The 17,902-nt window shown below is 43.2% G+C and carries 16 protein-coding genes; all 16 read right to left on the reverse strand.

Annotated elements, in window-relative coordinates:
- Window positions 1–78: 78 nt before the first annotated feature.
- On the reverse strand, window positions 79–666 hold the full coding sequence (locus ACED29_RS12520; RefSeq protein ID WP_347690367.1) for a nucleoside triphosphate pyrophosphatase: 588 nt from the start codon (window positions 664–666) through the stop codon (window positions 79–81).
- Window positions 667–721: 55 nt separating this feature from the next.
- On the reverse strand, window positions 722–1,213 hold the full coding sequence (gene mreD / locus ACED29_RS12525; RefSeq protein ID WP_124015312.1) for a rod shape-determining protein MreD: 492 nt from the start codon (window positions 1,211–1,213) through the stop codon (window positions 722–724).
- Window positions 1,210–2,205, reverse strand: coding sequence for a rod shape-determining protein MreC (mreC, locus tag ACED29_RS12530; protein ID WP_371697789.1), 996 nt, complete (start codon window positions 2,203–2,205; stop codon window positions 1,210–1,212). The genes mreD and mreC overlap by 4 nt, the downstream gene beginning before the upstream one ends.
- A gap of 63 nt (window positions 2,206–2,268) precedes the next feature.
- Entirely contained in the window at window positions 2,269–3,318 is a 1,050-nt protein-coding gene (locus ACED29_RS12535; RefSeq protein ID WP_011639153.1) for a rod shape-determining protein, read from the reverse strand.
- Window positions 3,319–3,510: 192 nt separating this feature from the next.
- Window positions 3,511–8,148 (reverse strand): DUF6701 domain-containing protein, encoded by a 4,638-nt coding sequence (locus ACED29_RS12540; RefSeq protein WP_371697790.1) that lies wholly within the window; start codon window positions 8,146–8,148, stop codon window positions 3,511–3,513.
- A complete protein-coding gene (locus ACED29_RS12545; protein WP_371697791.1) occupies window positions 8,138–8,593 on the reverse strand; it encodes an MSHA biogenesis protein MshP in 456 nt (151 codons plus the stop codon). The genes ACED29_RS12540 and ACED29_RS12545 overlap by 11 nt, the downstream gene beginning before the upstream one ends.
- On the reverse strand, window positions 8,583–9,410 hold the full coding sequence (locus tag ACED29_RS12550; RefSeq protein ID WP_371697792.1) for a PilW family protein: 828 nt from the start codon (window positions 9,408–9,410) through the stop codon (window positions 8,583–8,585). Before ACED29_RS12550 ends, ACED29_RS12545 begins: the two co-directional genes overlap by 11 nt.
- A complete protein-coding gene (locus tag ACED29_RS12555) occupies window positions 9,410–9,967 on the reverse strand; it encodes a prepilin-type N-terminal cleavage/methylation domain-containing protein (protein ID WP_371697793.1) in 558 nt (185 codons plus the stop codon). Before ACED29_RS12555 ends, ACED29_RS12550 begins: the two co-directional genes overlap by 1 nt.
- Entirely contained in the window at window positions 9,957–10,469 is a 513-nt protein-coding gene (locus tag ACED29_RS12560; RefSeq protein ID WP_371697794.1) for a type II secretion system protein, read from the reverse strand. The genes ACED29_RS12555 and ACED29_RS12560 overlap by 11 nt, the downstream gene beginning before the upstream one ends.
- A 249-nt stretch (window positions 10,470–10,718) precedes the next feature.
- Entirely contained in the window at window positions 10,719–11,234 is a 516-nt protein-coding gene (locus ACED29_RS12565; protein ID WP_371697795.1) for a type II secretion system protein, read from the reverse strand.
- A 39-nt stretch (window positions 11,235–11,273) separates the two neighbouring features.
- Complete coding sequence (locus ACED29_RS12570) at window positions 11,274–11,879, reverse strand: prepilin-type N-terminal cleavage/methylation domain-containing protein (RefSeq protein ID WP_371697796.1); 606 nt, start codon at window positions 11,877–11,879, stop codon at window positions 11,274–11,276.
- A gap of 109 nt (window positions 11,880–11,988) precedes the next feature.
- Window positions 11,989–12,579 (reverse strand): hypothetical protein, encoded by a 591-nt coding sequence (locus ACED29_RS12575; protein ID WP_371697797.1) that lies wholly within the window; start codon window positions 12,577–12,579, stop codon window positions 11,989–11,991.
- A 32-nt stretch (window positions 12,580–12,611) separates the two neighbouring features.
- Window positions 12,612–13,826 (reverse strand): type II secretion system F family protein, encoded by a 1,215-nt coding sequence (locus tag ACED29_RS12580; RefSeq protein WP_124015322.1) that lies wholly within the window; start codon window positions 13,824–13,826, stop codon window positions 12,612–12,614.
- A 2-nt stretch (window positions 13,827–13,828) separates the two neighbouring features.
- Window positions 13,829–15,589, reverse strand: a complete 1,761-nt coding sequence (locus ACED29_RS12585) for a GspE/PulE family protein (RefSeq protein WP_371697798.1) — start codon at window positions 15,587–15,589, stop codon at window positions 13,829–13,831.
- A complete protein-coding gene (locus ACED29_RS12590; protein WP_371697799.1) occupies window positions 15,586–16,959 on the reverse strand; it encodes a tetratricopeptide repeat protein in 1,374 nt (457 codons plus the stop codon). The genes ACED29_RS12585 and ACED29_RS12590 overlap by 4 nt, the downstream gene beginning before the upstream one ends.
- Complete coding sequence (locus ACED29_RS12595; protein WP_371697800.1) at window positions 16,956–17,900, reverse strand: ExeA family protein; 945 nt, start codon at window positions 17,898–17,900, stop codon at window positions 16,956–16,958. Before ACED29_RS12595 ends, ACED29_RS12590 begins: the two co-directional genes overlap by 4 nt.
- Between the last annotated feature and the right edge of the window lie 2 nt (window positions 17,901–17,902).

Here is a 17,902-nt window from a genome sequence, read left to right on the forward strand (position 1 = left end):
CCACCAGTATCTGGGTCATGCTCCAATCGTAATGTTGACAGCAGTTGCACCACCGTAGATGACCGATTAAAGCAAAAGTTAAGTTTGCTGCATCATGCAGGCTAATAATTCACGCGTTTCTACAAGCGGTAAACCAACGACGGCGGAATAACTGCCACTAATTGATTGAACAAAACAGCCACCCAAAGCCTGTATGCCATATGCGCCAGCTTTATCCATTGGTTCGCCCGATGCCACATAAGCGTCTATGTCGGCAGCAGATAAGTCACAAAAGCTGACTTGGGTTCGACACAGGCGGCTAAAGGTATGCTCACCATCTGTTAACGCCACCGCGGTCATCACTTCATGAGTTTTACCAGATAATAATGTCAACATACGCTTGGCATCATCTTGGTCTATTGGCTTACCGAGGATTTGATCGTTCAATACCACTATTGTATCTGAACCGAGTACTTTTGGGGCGATAATATGGCCACTCAGGGCTAAACCCGCTTGGGCTTTTTCAACGGCTAAACGGCACACATATTGTTGTGGCGTTTCAGTTAACCAGGGTGTTTCATCGATATCGGGTGCGACTAGCTGAAATGAGAAATCTGCCTGACTAAAGCCAGCTTGCGCCAGTAATTCTTTTCTTCTTGGTGATGTTGAAGCCAGTACCCATGCCATCGGTTAGTTACTCTTATTAGTGTACATTAAAACAATTCTTACGTTATCAGATTGATTAACGTACTTTGTAATGGCGGCGCATGTTACGCAGAACCCAGAACACCCACCACCAAATAAATAAACTCGAAATAGCGGGTAAAAACATCTCAACATCAAATGGTGTCGCACCGACAACAACAAACTGAATCCAAAATATCACCAAATGATAAATACAGATAAAACATGCTAGGAGTAATGATTGTTGCCAGCGAGGATAGTTACGTAACTGTTGAGACAACAACACGACAATATAAATCACTAACGACAATGCGAGTGAACGGATGCCTAAATGGGCCCCCAATAACACATCAAGCATGACCCCTAGCAACCACGCAGTGAGAATACTGTAACGATGCGGTAACGCCATCGCCCAATACATCATGACCATAAGGAGCCAGTCTGGTCGCCATGCTTCGACCACTTCCGGTAGCGGCATGATCTGAAACATCATACCAATAAATAAAGTCAGCCATACCACTAAGCGACCATTAGCAATGTGCGCGCTCATTGGTTTTCCTCGCTTACTGTTGGTGAAGTCGTTGTTGGTGAAGACGGAGTACCAACTTGAGATGACGATGCATTATCACTAGTCTGGTTAGGTATGGTTTCCGTTTCACCATTCGTTGCAGCATTATCAGCCGCCTCGTTCATCAGCCCTTGGACCTCAGCAGGCAACGTAAAAGGTTTGGTTTCATCAGGCCAAATAAGCAAAACATACCGAATACGATCAAGCGCAGCTAAGGGCTGGGCATTAATAACGGCATAACTCTGACCATCATCACGCGATACACTGATAACACGAGCGACGGGATATCCCTCAGGAAAACGATTTCCCAAACCTGACGTTACCAATAAATCACCCACAATAATGTCAGTACTTTTAGCCACATTGCGTAATTCAATTTGGTCAATATCACCGGTACCGTTGGCAATTGCCCGCACATCGTTACGAGTAACACGCACCGGAATACCATGAGTGCTATCTGACACCATCAACACGCGGCTAGTAAACTCACTCACTTCCGTCACCTGCCCTACAACGCCTTTGGCATCCACCACTGGCTGACCGACATAAACGCCGTTCTGTAAACCATGATTTAACACTACAAACTGCCGAAAAGGATCGCTGGCAACTTCCATGACTTCAGCGACCATTTTACGAGAATCCATGTGCACAGGAGAACCAAGTAATGCGCGTAAACGCTCATTTTCTTGGCGGACATGTTCAAAACGCTGTAAACGTTCTGACATCACCAGTTGTTGGCGTAAGAGTTCTTTGTTTTGCAGTTCGAGCATATTACGCGTGGCAAAGGCTTCGGCAGACCAGTCGAGCATCATACCTGGCACATTGGCCAAAAACTGCAGTGGGCTTAATAATGAGGATAAAGACTGGCGAACAGGGTCAAGACGGTAATTAGTCATCAGCAATGCCACCGACAAAATAATTGCCAGTGTCAGTCGGAATTGACTAGAGACGCCACGAACGAAAATTGGTTTCATAAAGTGTTCGCAACTCTGTTAACCCATAAAATGCCATTAACAAAGCCGCTCAGCAGATGATAATTAGTTCTCTTCAGAGAACAAATCACCACCGTGCATATCAATCATTTCAAGGGCTTTGCCGCCACCACGAGCAACGCAGGTTAATGGGTCGTCGGCAACCATCACCGGGATTCCTGTCTCTTGCATTAATAAACGGTCTAAGTCACGTAGTAATGCACCACCACCAGTCAATACCATGCCACGCTCAGAGATGTCTGAGGCCAGTTCTGGTGGTGATTGCTCAAGGGCAACCATTACCGCACTGACAATACCAGATAATGGCTCTTGTAATGCTTCTAAAATTTCATTGCTGTTTAAGGTGAAGCTTCTTGGTACACCTTCAGCAAGGTTACGACCACGCACTTCAATCTCAAGCACTTCGTCACCTGGGTATGCTGTGCCTATGGTATGCTTGATACGCTCAGCCGTTGCTTCACCAATTAAGCTACCGTAATTACGGCGAACATAATTAATAATCGCATCGTCAAACTTGTCACCACCAATACGTACCGATGAAGAATACACTACACCGTTTAACGAAATAATCGCCACTTCTGTAGTACCGCCACCGATATCAACAACCATTGAACCTGTCGCTTCAGATACCGGCAAACCAGCGCCAATTGCTGCTGCCATAGGCTCTTCGATTAAGTACACTTCACGAGCACCTGCACCCATAGCGGACTCGCGAATGGCGCGGCGTTCAACTTGAGTCGCGCCCACTGGCACACACACCAGAACACGAGGACTTGGACGAAAGAAACTGTTGTTATGCACTTGCTTAATAAAGTGCTGAAGCATTTTTTCAGTCACATAGAAATCAGCAATTACGCCGTCTTTCATCGGCCGAATAGCTTGAATATTACCAGGCGTTCGGCCTAGCATTTGTTTTGCTTCTCTGCCAACTGCAGCAACTGACTTTGGCCCATTGCTATTGCGTTCGCCACGAATGGCAACCACTGAGGGTTCGTTCAACACGATACCTTCATCGCGAACATAAATAAGAGTGTTTGCCGTACCTAAATCGATCGATAGGTCGTTAGAAAAAATGCCGCGCAACTTTTTGAACATGTATCAGGCCTGTATTCTGTTGAGTCAGAAGAAGAAAAATCAGCTAACTTTATCAATGACACCCCCATTCTACAATACCGAACAGGTTAACAATTGCTAATCTAGCGTTTTTTTTTGTAAAAGCTGTTAAAAAATCAACATCCGCGCAGTTTTAAATCAAAAAAGCCCAAATCTGATGCTTTTTCATGCATATTATTGCCCCACCTCACGCCAATAAATGATCCTATCATGACCTCGGTAACGACCAAAGAAGGCACTTGCTCTTGGGTCATAAAGCTGGGCCGGACTTGCTTGGTCCCAATTCCAATACCACTGAAGCCATGGCTCTACTTTTAACGGGGCAGTCACCTGACCTCGATATGCTGTAGAACCTTTATTTTGCCATAACAAGGTTGACTGGCCGTTGTTAACTAATGTGCCATTATTGGTACGATTCACAACCTGATCAGATGCTAATAATGGCGCGTATATTTCACTGCCGTCAAGCGGAACGATAACTTGAGTACAGCTATCGCCAGTATTCGTTACCCAGCTACTGCCATTCCAATATTGGGCATAGGTTGGCATGTCTAATACTTCATTTTCAGGACCATAAGTATTATCCATTACAACTCTGCCGTGGCGTAAGTCTTGCGTCGATAATCGTTTGGCGTTGCAGTTGTTGCTGTCGGCGCAAATACCACTGCTGTCTGCGCGCATATCAGCTGATGCAATAAACGACACACTACCATCGTTATCAAAGGCTTGTACACCGATAGCTAATTGACTAAATGGGCCATCCACACCAGGGGCCACTGTACGATTGAAATTAGCTTGATAAGATAATCCTACGTTTGCTTGACCCAAAACCCAAGAGCCAGCATTAACCGGTAAAGCACTTAATCGGCTGCTTAAATCAATGCCATTATTGGCATCTTCACCCACTAAGCTTGCACTCGCTTTAGCAAAGGCGCCTTGATAGTTCTGAGTGACATAAGTGCCAGTATTGACTGCATCTAAGGTTAAGGCGAGAGCAAAAGGTTGATCCATATAGCTAAAACTGCCGCAAGATGGCAGCACACTTGAGCTACTCACAACAAAGCGGTCGGGTACAAAGCGCCCTATATTAGGCGATGCCGCCTGTGGAATATTATAAAAGCTTGAGCCTAAATATTCGCTCGGTGGATCAGCGGTAAACTTAAACACGCCCACTTCAGTAACTGTCTGCGACACGGTATTACTGCTCGTGGTTTGTGCAACATGATTATATGCCGTCGTACCTACAGCACCTAGCACACCATCCGATGGTGAAATAATTTGATTGCCTAATGCTATATTGTTATGGACATAATTAGGGGTATTTATATTATCGCAGTAGTTTGTATCACCATCCGCTTGCCATGCTTTACCTTGAATAATTAACTCAAATGGCTCACCAGCTTTTTTATATCGATTACACGTACTACTAATACTTGCAGAACACTCTGCAACACTCTCTTTGGGGGTAACGCATAAACCTACCGGAAAGCTAACAAACGGATCGGAACCAACCATTACCAAGCCTTGTTCATCACCTGTACCAGTATACTTTGCATCTAGCTGCATTTTTCCTGCATCTGGATAGTTGACGTTAATATTGGCTTTTCCTTGTGCATCAAATACCAACGCAAGCGTGGTTGCGGCGCTACTCTGCTTACCTACCACGGTATTATTCACTGTTACTGATTGACCACTAATTGGAGTCGTCGGCTCAATATAGGTACTCCAAAAACCGACGTTTTTGGTGATGCTAGCAAACGTTGGGATACATTGCAGAGTACTATCCGATTTTTTCACTGCACTAATAGAAATATTACCTGTTGGTTTGTTGGCCAACTTATCCGGTACCTCAAAAATAAAACCGCTATCGGCAAAAACTAAATTACAGTTAGCCTCGCTTGCGGCACTGCCATTAACACGGCACAAGGTTTTACTGAATGCTTTAGTGCTTGGCGTAGACCCGGTGACACCTAAAGTCACAGTGCCGGGAGTATTATGTCTTAGCTGTAAATCTGATTTTTGCCCCCCAGTAAACGTTACTACATTGCCACCAATCCAACCGCCACCGCCTGTCACTGTTGCAGGGCTGAGCGTCGCCGTGACAGTATCAGGCACAGTCGCACTGCAATCTGCGTTAGCACAGGCTTTAATAGATAATGTTTTGGGTGCACAAGTGATCCCTTGACCAGAATAGGAATACTCAAAATGATCAATTTGTACTCCAATAGGGCTGGAGTTGAGCGCACAAATCTCAACATTATCAATTTCATGATTGTTAGTGGATCCGCCAGTTGATCCCGTTAACGACAACAAAAAGTTCTCAGGTATCGCAGCTTGTGAAGAGATGCCGGCAGCATTAAATGCGGGAATAATTTCAACAAAACCGCTACCACTATTGCGTTCAACCTTAACGATTGATTGATTAGGGAGTAATGAGTCAACAGTAATACGGTACCGATGCGCAGGTGAGATATTATTGTTATCCACTTTCGGAGATAAGCAACTACCGGTATTAGTGGTGCCATTACTACAAGTTCCGCGTAAATAAGGATAACCAGAAGTACCAGAACCTGAACCTCGAATCGATACCGATTGTGGACGTCGGCCTGGACCGCTAGGACCACCTTCAGCAGAAAAGTTACCGTACTCGTCAATCCCGAAACCTAGCCAGCCACCAGCAAAACCATTCACATTAGAACGTGCACCATATCCCATTGGACCACCAGCAGAGCCAGGCTGCGGGGTAATAGCAGCATCGGATAATACAAACGCAATACCGTCGGCACCGTTACCACCATAGGCATAATGATCAAACTCAATTTCAACTTTATTATTAACTGCAGGAAATAAACGCTGATAAGTTGTCGATGTTGCTTGGTTAGTTCTCGCTTCAGTTTGTCGTAAGCGGCCGTTAACTATTGAAGGGGTAAAGTTACCCGAACTTTGAGCCACAACCCAGTCACTGCCTAAGCTTGCCCGTTCAAAATTATCAGTAAAACACTGGCGCACAGGGGCGAGTTTTTCTATGGCAATAAAACTATAGTTTTCCCACACGTGACTACGGTCACTATCACTAAAGGTATCTTCATCATTAATTATGCTGACTGAGTTACTGGTTAATTTACAACGCCGTAACCAACCGCCATCACCACCCAAACGACTGTTTTTGCTGGCTACCAATGTAGGCACGCTAGTAAAACCATTTAACGGTGTGAGTAAATTAGCACATTGGAAATTGACATCTTGGGTGTTGCTAACATTGGTATTAAAGGTTGTAGAGTGACCAAAATGATAATTGACATTATCACCCGCTAACACTAATGGACCACTACCAGACTTTACTGATAAATAAGCAATTTTTTCATATTGCAAAGTGTTAGTGTTTAATTTACTCGGCTCACATTGCCCCGAATTATTGCGCACTTCAGAAGTATCCATCGCTAATTCGATACCACTTGAAGTAAATTGCGACGTGCTGGTTAACCAGCAGTTATTATTTTGGGTTTGTAGTTGGTTAAGCACCACATCTTGGGTACTGGGTAAAGATACGCTGATATATTGATTGTTCGAGCCGACCAAGGCCTTATTCTGCAACACTGAACCAGCGATTAATTGGCTACCGTTATTTAAATCAAATTGACCGGGCGTAACTGCAATCCAGTGTACTTCAGGCATCTCTGCCGCTGACACTCTATTACCTGAAGACCATTTTCGCTCCCAAGTAAAACCGCTTGCACTGATTGAAGATAAAAACACGCTTTGAGGACCATCGTTGGCAACAGGGTTATTTTCTGACACAGTCGGCATCACAAAAACTAGCGGCATTACGCCGCTTTGAAATGCTGAATCAAACACCACACTTTTGGATGTACTACCGGAACTTGCTGCGGACTTGCCATATTGAATATGAAATGGCGTGATAGTCTGAATCTTAATACTACAATCTGGAACCAGATCAATTTGATCCGCATTAGCAGAAAATGTCACCGATGAACTGCCATTTAAGATAATATCTTTACCTGTCACAGCACCTTGAATTTTAGCTGAACCATTAATTGTGACGGTATTTTCGGATACGACATATGCATTTAAGCTAGCACCGCCTTCAATCTCAAATTTACCATAATTGTAAAAAAGCAATTTATCTGCCGAACTGGCCAAGGTCAGATTTTTTTGAACATAATCGTTTTTAATAAAAAAACTCACCCGACCTGACGGCGGAAATATCAATTGAACACCATTATTAATGTTCATTGATTCGATCCAATATTGCCCTGCAGAAAACTCTATAGTGCCTGAGCTAGCGGTCAGGTTTTTAATTTTATATTTACCATTCTCAGTGGTAAAAACAACCTTTTTATCGCCACCATTAGCAACTGACACATTGCGGTATTCACCCTCAGCAAGGCTAATGGTTTCTTGACCATAAACGGGAGGACCTACATCAACACTACTGGTTGATTGGCACTGGGCAAAATCAATGCGGCCACTGGGTAATTCAGCCACATACTGGCCCTTGCTACACACTTTTGCAGTACCATTACTGCTAATACAAGAATTAAATCTAGAATCCCCTCCCTGAATATAATTGTAGGTGGGTAACTTATTGTTATTAGGTGCATTAATAATCGTGGCCGTATTCAAACTAATGGTGCCACTGCTATCAATATTGTTAACCCCTTCTTTAAAGGTTGTGCTCCAATCAGCCTGCGCCACAGACAAAGGCATGAAAATGGCAGTAGTTAGCCATAGAAAAAAAGCTAACCTGCTAACTAAACTCGATATCATTAACATAAAAGGGTTAATTACCACGGGCTTCTACCTCTACTTGGCGACTCACTCGCAAACATGTTGAGCTATCTGAGTTACCAGCACAGTTACCTGTCTCGCATACCGCTAAACTGTTAATTCGATACTGAGTGATACTGGCAACAGTTGTAGCATTACAGTTAACCAACACAGTACAGTTATGAAATCCATTTCCTCCTGTTGGCGGCGACCAAGTTGAACTCACATTGCTACAACTTCCATTAACACCACTAAGGGGGAACAACTGAGACAGAGCCGCATCAGCACCGCTATTGGCACTAAATAAAGCTCGAGTGCCCCACACTTCCATGTTCACAGATTCATCTGCATCACCGACAATACGAATTAAACTCGCCGCCAGTAAAAACATCACTGTCAGCACAAAAATACCAATGATTAATGCACTGCCTTGTTGAGAATGTTGCGGCAATTTCAGTTTAGGGTACATTCATCACCTGCACTTGATGTTGATATTGAAACGTCTCGCCATTTACCCTAAATCTAGGCTGTAAATGCACTATAGCATTAGTCACTAATGTTGCTGGCGTTAAAATGATTGCCGGATTAATGGTTAAAGTATTAGTAATATTTTGTGCCATCAAGACGCCATTCCCCATATCCGCTGGAGAGGGCTGCACGGCCTTATAGCCATATTGTTGGTATAAGCGTAAATCAACATTACCAGCGGTGTTAATAAAACAGTAACTGAGTGGGCTCTGGGCAACATACAAGCGTTTTAATGGTGACGCTTCGGTAAAGCGAATACTTTGGGTTAAGGTAATCGTCAGGAGATCTCCGCTTTCAGCCACACTTTGCACCAGAAAACGCTTTGCTGTTAATCCTTGAGGGTTATAAACCTCGCTAGCGGTTAAAGGGTAAATCAGCACTGATTGAGCAGCATTAATAGAACGAACACTTTTAATCGCGGTTAACGTATTTTGCACTGGTTGCGGGAAAAACGGCGCATCAATATACGATGTACTGGCACTAATAGGTAATAATTCCAGGCATTGATAACTGCCATCAGTCGCTGTTAGCACTCGCATACTATTGGGCACTGCGCGGCGAATATCGCGGGTCATCCGTTCAATGCCAAAACGGCTTTGACTGAGTACCTGATCAACTGCGCTTGATTCAACAAAAATGCGGGTACCAAAAATAACAAAACTGCTTATTCCAACCACAATAATCCCTAAAATTAAAATAACCGTAACCATTTCAATTAAGGTAAATCCCACTATTTTTGGATGGCGATACTGCTGCATTAGTAGTTACTCCTTACCGCTTGGTAAGTGATCACTTCACCAGCAGGGGTTGTAACGTCTACAGTAATTAATTTTTGCGCCTGCGTTGACGAGTCAAGATAGGCTACTGACACGTTCAAGCGATAATTGGGATAAGCTTGGGCATAGGTTTGGCTTGAGTTGAGCATGTTTTGTGTTTGATCTAACCCATCATAATCATCAACATCGTTGAAGTCGTCGCGGTCTTCACCATCCTTGCCAAGAGCCTCTGAACAAATAATGCCTGTTGGAGCATTGCACGCCGGAACGCCGCCATTGGGATTGGTATTTTGATCATAACGCTTGCCCCAAATCTCATTCATAACCGAATGCGCCAACTCAGCAGAGCGCACTCTTTGTAATGTCGTCGCCGCTCTATCTGCTTGAGGGAACAACATGCTAGTGATCATTACAATCGCGATGCCAATCACTATCATACCGATAACGAGTTCAATCAGGGTAAAGCCACGCTGACGTCGAGATAGTTGCAAGCGTTGTTGATGATGATCATGTTGACACGATTGCGACTTACTGAGCATAAATATACCCCTCAGACTCAACCGCAATAGCTAAGGTTTCATCTGCAACAGCATTAAAGCAATTACCTGAACACGCTGGAGATACCATACGGCCCTGCTCGTCAAAGGTGATTGAAAAAGCCTGACTCGCATTACTGGCTAACGCAATATGGGCACCACCGCTGAAGATTTGTGATTGCTCTATGCGAACTTGGTTTGTGCATAAGCTAGCGGTTCTTCCGCTAAAATGGCGCAAAGTATACCCGCTTGCTGTCACATCAATTTGATAACACTGATCGGTATTTTGCATTGCTTTAAGCTGGACTTGACGTAATTCACTGATAAATTCATTACGTAAACTGTAGGCGCTATAAGAAGAGTCAGACAACAGACGTGGCAACACTGTCACGGCAATAATACCAATCACAATCATGGTGGTAACCAATTCAACTAAGGTAAACCCTAGCTGAATGTTGCGTTGTTGACTCAAGGTAATGATTTCCTCATTCCACTTGATGAACATTAATACCGTCCAATATTCATTAAACCATAATAGTGTCAGTGACTTATACTAACCCATTCAGTATGGCAAACATAGGCGATATTGTTTGTTTATTTATTGGGTCATACCGTGATTTAGAAGGTATTATGATTCACTTAACAATAAAAAATAGGGGTAAATTAGCGCACATCAATTTTATAAAAACTAATTATTCAGAGTAAATCGAATTCAAAAAAACCTGCCAAAGCAGGTTTTTTAATGATTAGTAAATTAACATTTAGAGGCATCAGTCTCTGCTACATATTTAGGTATAGCGGTATTCGTAGCTTCTGTATAAGTTAGTTTGCATGCATCTGGAGCGCCAACTTGCCAAATAGTAGCAACTCCACCGGCAGCGAAAATAGTCCAATCTGAACCATTTGTTGCTAAGGTTGCAATTGTAGAGTCAGTAGCACTTGTGCCTATATTAAAAGTGACATCCATTGCTTTTTCAAGCTCTACTTGCAATCCCTGTAAATATCCATATTGAGTAACCGCAACTACTCCAGTAGCAAGTGTAACCTTAGGATTATCACCTTTAGCTTTCTTCTCTTCACCAGCTAATGCTGCTTTTGAATAAACTAAGGTGTTTGCACCTTGAATTGCCGCTTTCATGCCTGATAACGCAGAAACGCGAGCATCACCTTGAAGATTAATAAACTTAGGCGCGGCTGTTACCGCTAAAATACCGAGAATAATGATCACAACCACTAATTCGATTAATGTAAAACCTTGTTGTTTTTGCATATTAAATAACCTCTATAGAAAATAAATAAGTAAATCAAATTAGTTGTTAGTAAATGATACGACCTGACCCGTACCAGCATTGTATGTAATTCCGTTTGCACCGACGGTATCTAAATCTGGAGTGGGTGTTGCGACTCCCGATGTTTGATTAAGCGCTAACGTCGCAACTTGATGATAAACGCACAAATCAAGCCCTGCAACTACTTGGCCATCAATACTCGTAGATGAACCACCGACACCGTTTTGCATTCTTACGGTGTAACGTTGTTGACGAGCATCTTGGTTAAAAAGCACATTTCTAGGTGCGTTTTGTAACACTGCATTAAATACTTCCTGACATGTTTCATTTGTCATGGCTGTAGCATCTGTGTTGGTGGTCCCGGTAGGAAAACCAAACCGCGTATCTAACGACACATTCGTCCCGTCTAAAATCACATTACTATTCCGGCGACCATCAACTTCCCATTGTGCACGCACAAAACTCACTGCTGTGGCTAAACCACCAGCAACGCCATCGACACTGGCGTCTTCAGCATCATCGGTGACATTCAAAAAACGCGGAATTGCCGTTGCAGCCAATAAACCGAGAATAACAATAACAATGACCAACTCGATCAATGAAAAACCTTGTTGTTTCAATTTCATAATATCTTACTCTTCTCTATAGTGCCTACAACAGGGAAACATACTGGTTCAGCGATAACTTCACTGATATTAGCAGCTTATTTAAATTTTAACATGGATGATACAAATTTTATCTGTCACTCATCAAAAAAATGACTCTGCCCGTCTGGAGCTGATAACTCAAACTTGCTTTGTTATTTGAATAATAGCGACACACATGATCATCAGACTGATAATCTACCGCAATATTGAGCTCTTGAGCATTATTGGCCAATAACTGCGCCCACAACTGTGCACAACCTTGTACATCATTGGTATCAATAATTGGCCAACCTTGGTTAGACAAAGACACCCAATTATCGGTACCGACTAAATCGGCATCAAAATCGTCGTTAATCTTATCATTTCTAATAGTGTCAGCTTGAGAGTCTGAATCAAGATTGTCATCTGCGACCTTACTTGGTGCCACATTAGGCACCTTGTTATGCCAAGATAATTGCATCCGGTGTGGCCTGCCAGAAGCTAACCATTGACTGCGCACCATAGCTAAGACATTTAAAAAACGATTATGTTCGAACTCTAAACCACGCCCACCTATATTGGAGGTGGAATTAAAAGAACGTATGCCAACAATACTCAACAGTACTAACACCACCACAATAGCAATGACTCGCCCATACACTTTAATCAGGTCATCATCTGCTTTTTGTTGGCTCAACATGCCAGTACCCAATGAATAACCTGCATTATATGCTAACCGCCTTTGACCACATTAAGCATATCCCACATAGGCAAATAAATACCCAGTGCCAGTATCAAGACAATGCCAGCGACAAACGCAATAAGAATAGGCTCTAATTTAGCCGTCAGATTTTTTAAATCGTAATCGACCTCACCTTCATAAAAATCAGCAGCGTCATTTAATAGTTGATCGATTTGCCCCGTCTCTTCGCCCACTGCCACCATTTGCAATACTAACGGAGTGAATAATTGACTGCTATTAGATACCCTGAGCATTGACTCGCCTGATTCAATACCATGGCGCATCGAGACAATTTTATCATGCATATAAGCATTATCGACCGCATCAGCAACCAAACTTAATGCTTGAGTCATAGGCACACCAGCACTGAGCATCATCGAAAAACAGCGACAATAACGCGATAACGTTGAGCGCTCAATAATGGAACCCACCACAGGAATATGCAGTTTCCATAAATCCCATTGCTTCTCACCCTTTTCCGAATGATGCCAATACCGAATCGCCACTACCACAGCAATTAACAGCACTATCATATGAGGCCAGAAATTAACAAACAGATTAGACGTACCAATTAATATTTTTGTCGCCCATGGCAACTCTGCGCCGAAACGAGAGAACATATCGGCAAATTTAGGGATAACCATAATATTGAGAATAATCATTGCGATGGTAATGGCAATTAACACAAACATGGGATAACGCATTGCCGCTTTAATCCGTCGACGTGTTTCTTGTTCACGCTCGATATAGCCAGATAGCTGGATAAAGGCATCTTCTAACTTACCGGTATTTTCACCAACATGGATCATCGACACAAATAATGAATCAAATATATCTGGATGAAGATTCATTGCCGAAGACAGTGGTCGACCTGAAGTGAGCTGAACTGAAATATCATCTAAGGCTGTTTTCATTCGATCGGAATGAGTGGTTTCAGATAAACCAGCAATAGCTCTTAAAATGGGAATACCTGAACGAGTTAATGAGTACATTTGTCGACTAAAAATTTGTAACTCTTCTAATGACACTTTACTGCGAAATAAGCTCATTGAAAATGATTGCTTATTTTTTACTTCACGTAATTCCAGTGGAATAATTCCACGAGAAAGTAAAGCGTCGGCAGCGGCACTTTCATTAGCAGATTCAAGCTGTGCACTAACAGCCAGCCCTTGTGAGTTACGACCTCGATATTGATATATTGGCATTGTTACAACCCAATATCTTGTTGACTAACCAAATCTTCCGACAACGGCACTGTCGACTCACTAACATCTTCAACCAGTTTTGATACTTCTTCGAGTGTTGTCGTACCAAGGAATAAATACTCCATCGCAGAATGTGCCAGTGGGATAAAATTAGGACTGCGCAGCGCTGCACGAGCAAAATCTTGAGGATTACCAGTACGCATGGCGTCAATCATGTTTTCATCAAGCTCAAGTATTTCAAAAATACCGATTCGGCCACGATACCCCGAACCATTACAGGTTTGACAACCACGGCCGACTTTAAATGTCGCGCTGCTAATATCTTTTTTAGTCACACTACTAAGCCAACTGCGCTCAGCGGCGGAAGGCTGATAATCAATGGCGCAATTATGACAAACACGCCTAACAAGACGCTGAGCAATAATAACGCGCAGTGCACTCGCCACCAAATAGCTGGCCGCGCCCATATCGAGTAATCGTAACGCACTGGTCACCGCGTCATTGGTATGCAAGGTCGACAATACAAAGTGACCGGTTAATGCGCCTCGAAGACCAATTTCAACGGTTTCTTGGTCACGCATTTCGCCCACCATGATAATGTCGGGATCTTGGCGAAGAGTGGTACGCAGCACATTGGAAAAATTTAAACCAATCTTATGGTTAACTTGAACTTGGTTAATGCGTGGTAATTGATATTCCACCGGATCTTCTACGGTGATAATCTTTCTGTCAGCAGTATTAAGCTCACTTAAAATACCGTATAAAGTGGTGGTTTTACCGCTACCCGTTGGCCCGGTCACTAACAACATACCGTGAGGGCGTTTAATCTGTTTACGAATTCGCGCCACAATATGCGGTGGCATGCCAGTTTCATCTAAGGTGCGCAGTCCAGTCGTCTGATCTAATAAACGCATCACCACAGATTCGCCGTGATAAATTGGCATGGTCGACATCCGCACGTCGATTTTATGACCTTTGATTTCCATATGAAAACGACCATCTTGTGGCATACGCTTCTCTGAAATATCTAACCCAGCCATCAGTTTCAGCCGTAATACCAGGGCCGATGCAATATTAACCTCGCTTAAGGTGTTTTCATGCAATTGACCATCAATACGTTGGCGGATGCGCAAGACTTTATCGCCGGGTTCAATGTGAATATCTGACGCACGCATTTGCACCGCATCTTCGAAAATAGACTGTAATAACTTGACCACTGTGGTTTCGTTATCACTATCACTTTGGGTTAAATTAGCCAAATCGAACATGTCATCAGCGGCATATTCTTCGTCAAGCTTACCGGCTATTTCGGCGATTTGTCCGGTGCGGCGGTAGAGGTTATCAAATGCATCGAGTAATTGTTGTTCTGGTGCTACGGCAATCATTAACTGTTTAGGCGCAACTAACACTTCAATATTATCGATAGCCTGTAAGTCGGCCGGATCGCTCATGGCCACTAACACATGATCAGCATGACTTTCTACCACTAAGGCACGATAACGCCTAGCTTGTACTTCAGGAAGAATATTGACCACGTCGGCAGCAATTGGGCGACGACTAATATCCAAATACGGTAAATTAAGTTGTTGAGATAAAAACTTAAGTAACTGATCTTCAGTAATACTGTTTAAATCAATCAGTGTACGACCAAGCTTTTTACCTGAATTGCGCTGCTCCGCTAATGCTTGTTGTAGCTGTACATCAGTAATAATCAGCTCTTGAACAAGAAGATCTCCTAACCGCATCTTTAACTTAGGCTTCATCGGTTTTCTCCTAGCTGATCTAAACGCTTTTCAATAAATGTCATGGCTGAAGTGGATAACCCTTCATAGCTTAATGCTGAACGATAAGCCTGAGCGGCTTGAGAGTATTTTGTTTGTGAATCGAGCGCATAAGCTAACCCCATCCACCAGCGAGATTGAGTCGATTCGGATACCAATAAGTTACGATAAGCCGCTTCAGCTAAGGTAAAGTTCTTCGAAATTTGGGCCAAATCGGTTTGCGCTATCCATTTATCTCGAGCCCACGTTGAATTATCGGGGATCATCGCTAATGTCGCTAATGCAGCATCATAAGCTTTAATTTCGGTTTGAATCCGCGACAAAATCACATAAAACTCCCATTGCTGCGGAAACATACTGATGCCACTTTCGAGTAATCCCATCGCAGTAGTCATACTATTTTGCGCGTAATAAATTTCAACCAATTGGATACGCGCTTTGTGTAAGCTCGGTTGTAAAATAATCGCTTCTAAATAGTAACCAGCTGCATCATCAAGTCGCTGTGCCTGCTCGGCATCCATTCCTTTACGGTATTGCAACTGTGCCATTTGTGCCTTACTAATAACGACCTCTTTTACCGACATCTGCGCAGGTTTTTTCTCAACAGCGGCTGCTTCAGACGAGCCAGATGATTGCTTTGCAGTGATGGCTTTAGCGCTCTCATTATTATTCAATACAGGATTGTTCTGTGCCGTCTTGTTAGATGCAATTTGATCAGATATCGGCTCATTCGCGCTGGATACACTGACCTTATCGGCTGCTGTTTTGCTAGCAACTGTGGCGGCGACTACGGTGTGACTATTGACCGTTTCAGGCTCTTGCACGCTAGCTTGTTGTGCCGAGGGTGAAGACGTATCAATCTGCTCAGCGTCACCCTTTGATGCAGTGTCCACTTGAGTCAGATCGGTTAAGGATGTTTCATTTGTAACAGGCATATTGTCTTGAGTTGTATCGGCGCTGACGGGCTGCCTTGACGCTTCAATAGATTTAGGCGTCATTGTCGAGCTGGCATTTAAGGCTAACTCAGAGGGTTCAGTTACAAGGTCGTTATGATTAAGTGCTTGGCTTAGCGTTAACGATTCAGTGTCTGTGCTAGCAGCGTCACTGATTGCTTTAGGTTGATTTGCGATTTGCATATTGGCTTGGCGATACATTGACACACCAAACCACAAAGTAGGTATCAATAATACTGCAACAACAATGAGACTAATAAGCGGTGAACGTGATTTAGCAACAGTTTGATATTGAATTTGAGGACGCACAAATTCACCCACAGCTTGTGTCGAAGGATTATCGGTTTCAGGCTGCTGACGCTGTTCTAAATCTTTCAGCATATTGATAATAACGCTCATTTAATCTCACTTATTTGTGTCACCCATTCACCACAACAACTGTCACTATTTAACCCAATAACCAACACCACTGCAGCAAGGAGCACAACAAGCAAGATGTTGAGCCGAGATACACTCACTTTATGTTGTAAATTAATATCTTCCGTATCGGTTATCGCAGCCAAACAATGCCGAGTTCGGACCTTTTTTTCACCTTGGCCGTAGCATAGCAATAAACTTTTATGTGCCAAAATATTCACCAAACGCGGAATGCCACGAGCAGCTCGGGCAATACGCTTAATATCCGCGGCAGTAAATAACTCTGGCCCTTGGTAACCCGCAATCGCTAGCCGATATCGAATATAAGCGTGTATTTCGTCCCATGTTAACGGACGTAAACCATAGCTAAAGGTAATACGTTGTCGTAACTGCCTAAACTTAGGTTGCGCTAAACGTTGATCTAATTCAGGCTGACCAAACAGCACTACTTGCAATAACTTACGATTTTCGGTTTCTAAATTAGTAAATAACCTTAATGCTTCAATACTTTCATCCGGTAACGATTGCGCCTCATCCAACACCAATACCACATGAAATCCTTGATGATTTAACGCTAACAAACGCTCATGGATAAGTCTTGTCAGTTGTTGTTGATCGACTTTATTTGGCAAAGACAAACCAAGTTCAGCTGCCACAGCCCAACGTAACTCCTTAGGATTTAAATAAGGATTGGGTAAATATGCACAATGGTATTGAGTGGGTAAATCGTTCAACAATTTACGACACACTAAGGTTTTACCTGTACCCACTTCTCCAGTGACCTTGATAAAACCCTCACCTGTTTCTAATGCTGTTTGCAGCACTTGCAACGCTTCCACATGCGGCGCCAACCCAAAAAAGAAACCGGTATTAGGGGTCAGCGTAAAGGGCAACTGACTTAAGCCAAAATGCTGCAAATACATAA

This window comes from Shewanella sp. 5S214 (genome assembly GCF_041439795.1).
GTDB classification, from domain to species: domain Bacteria; phylum Pseudomonadota; class Gammaproteobacteria; order Enterobacterales; family Shewanellaceae; genus Shewanella; species Shewanella vesiculosa.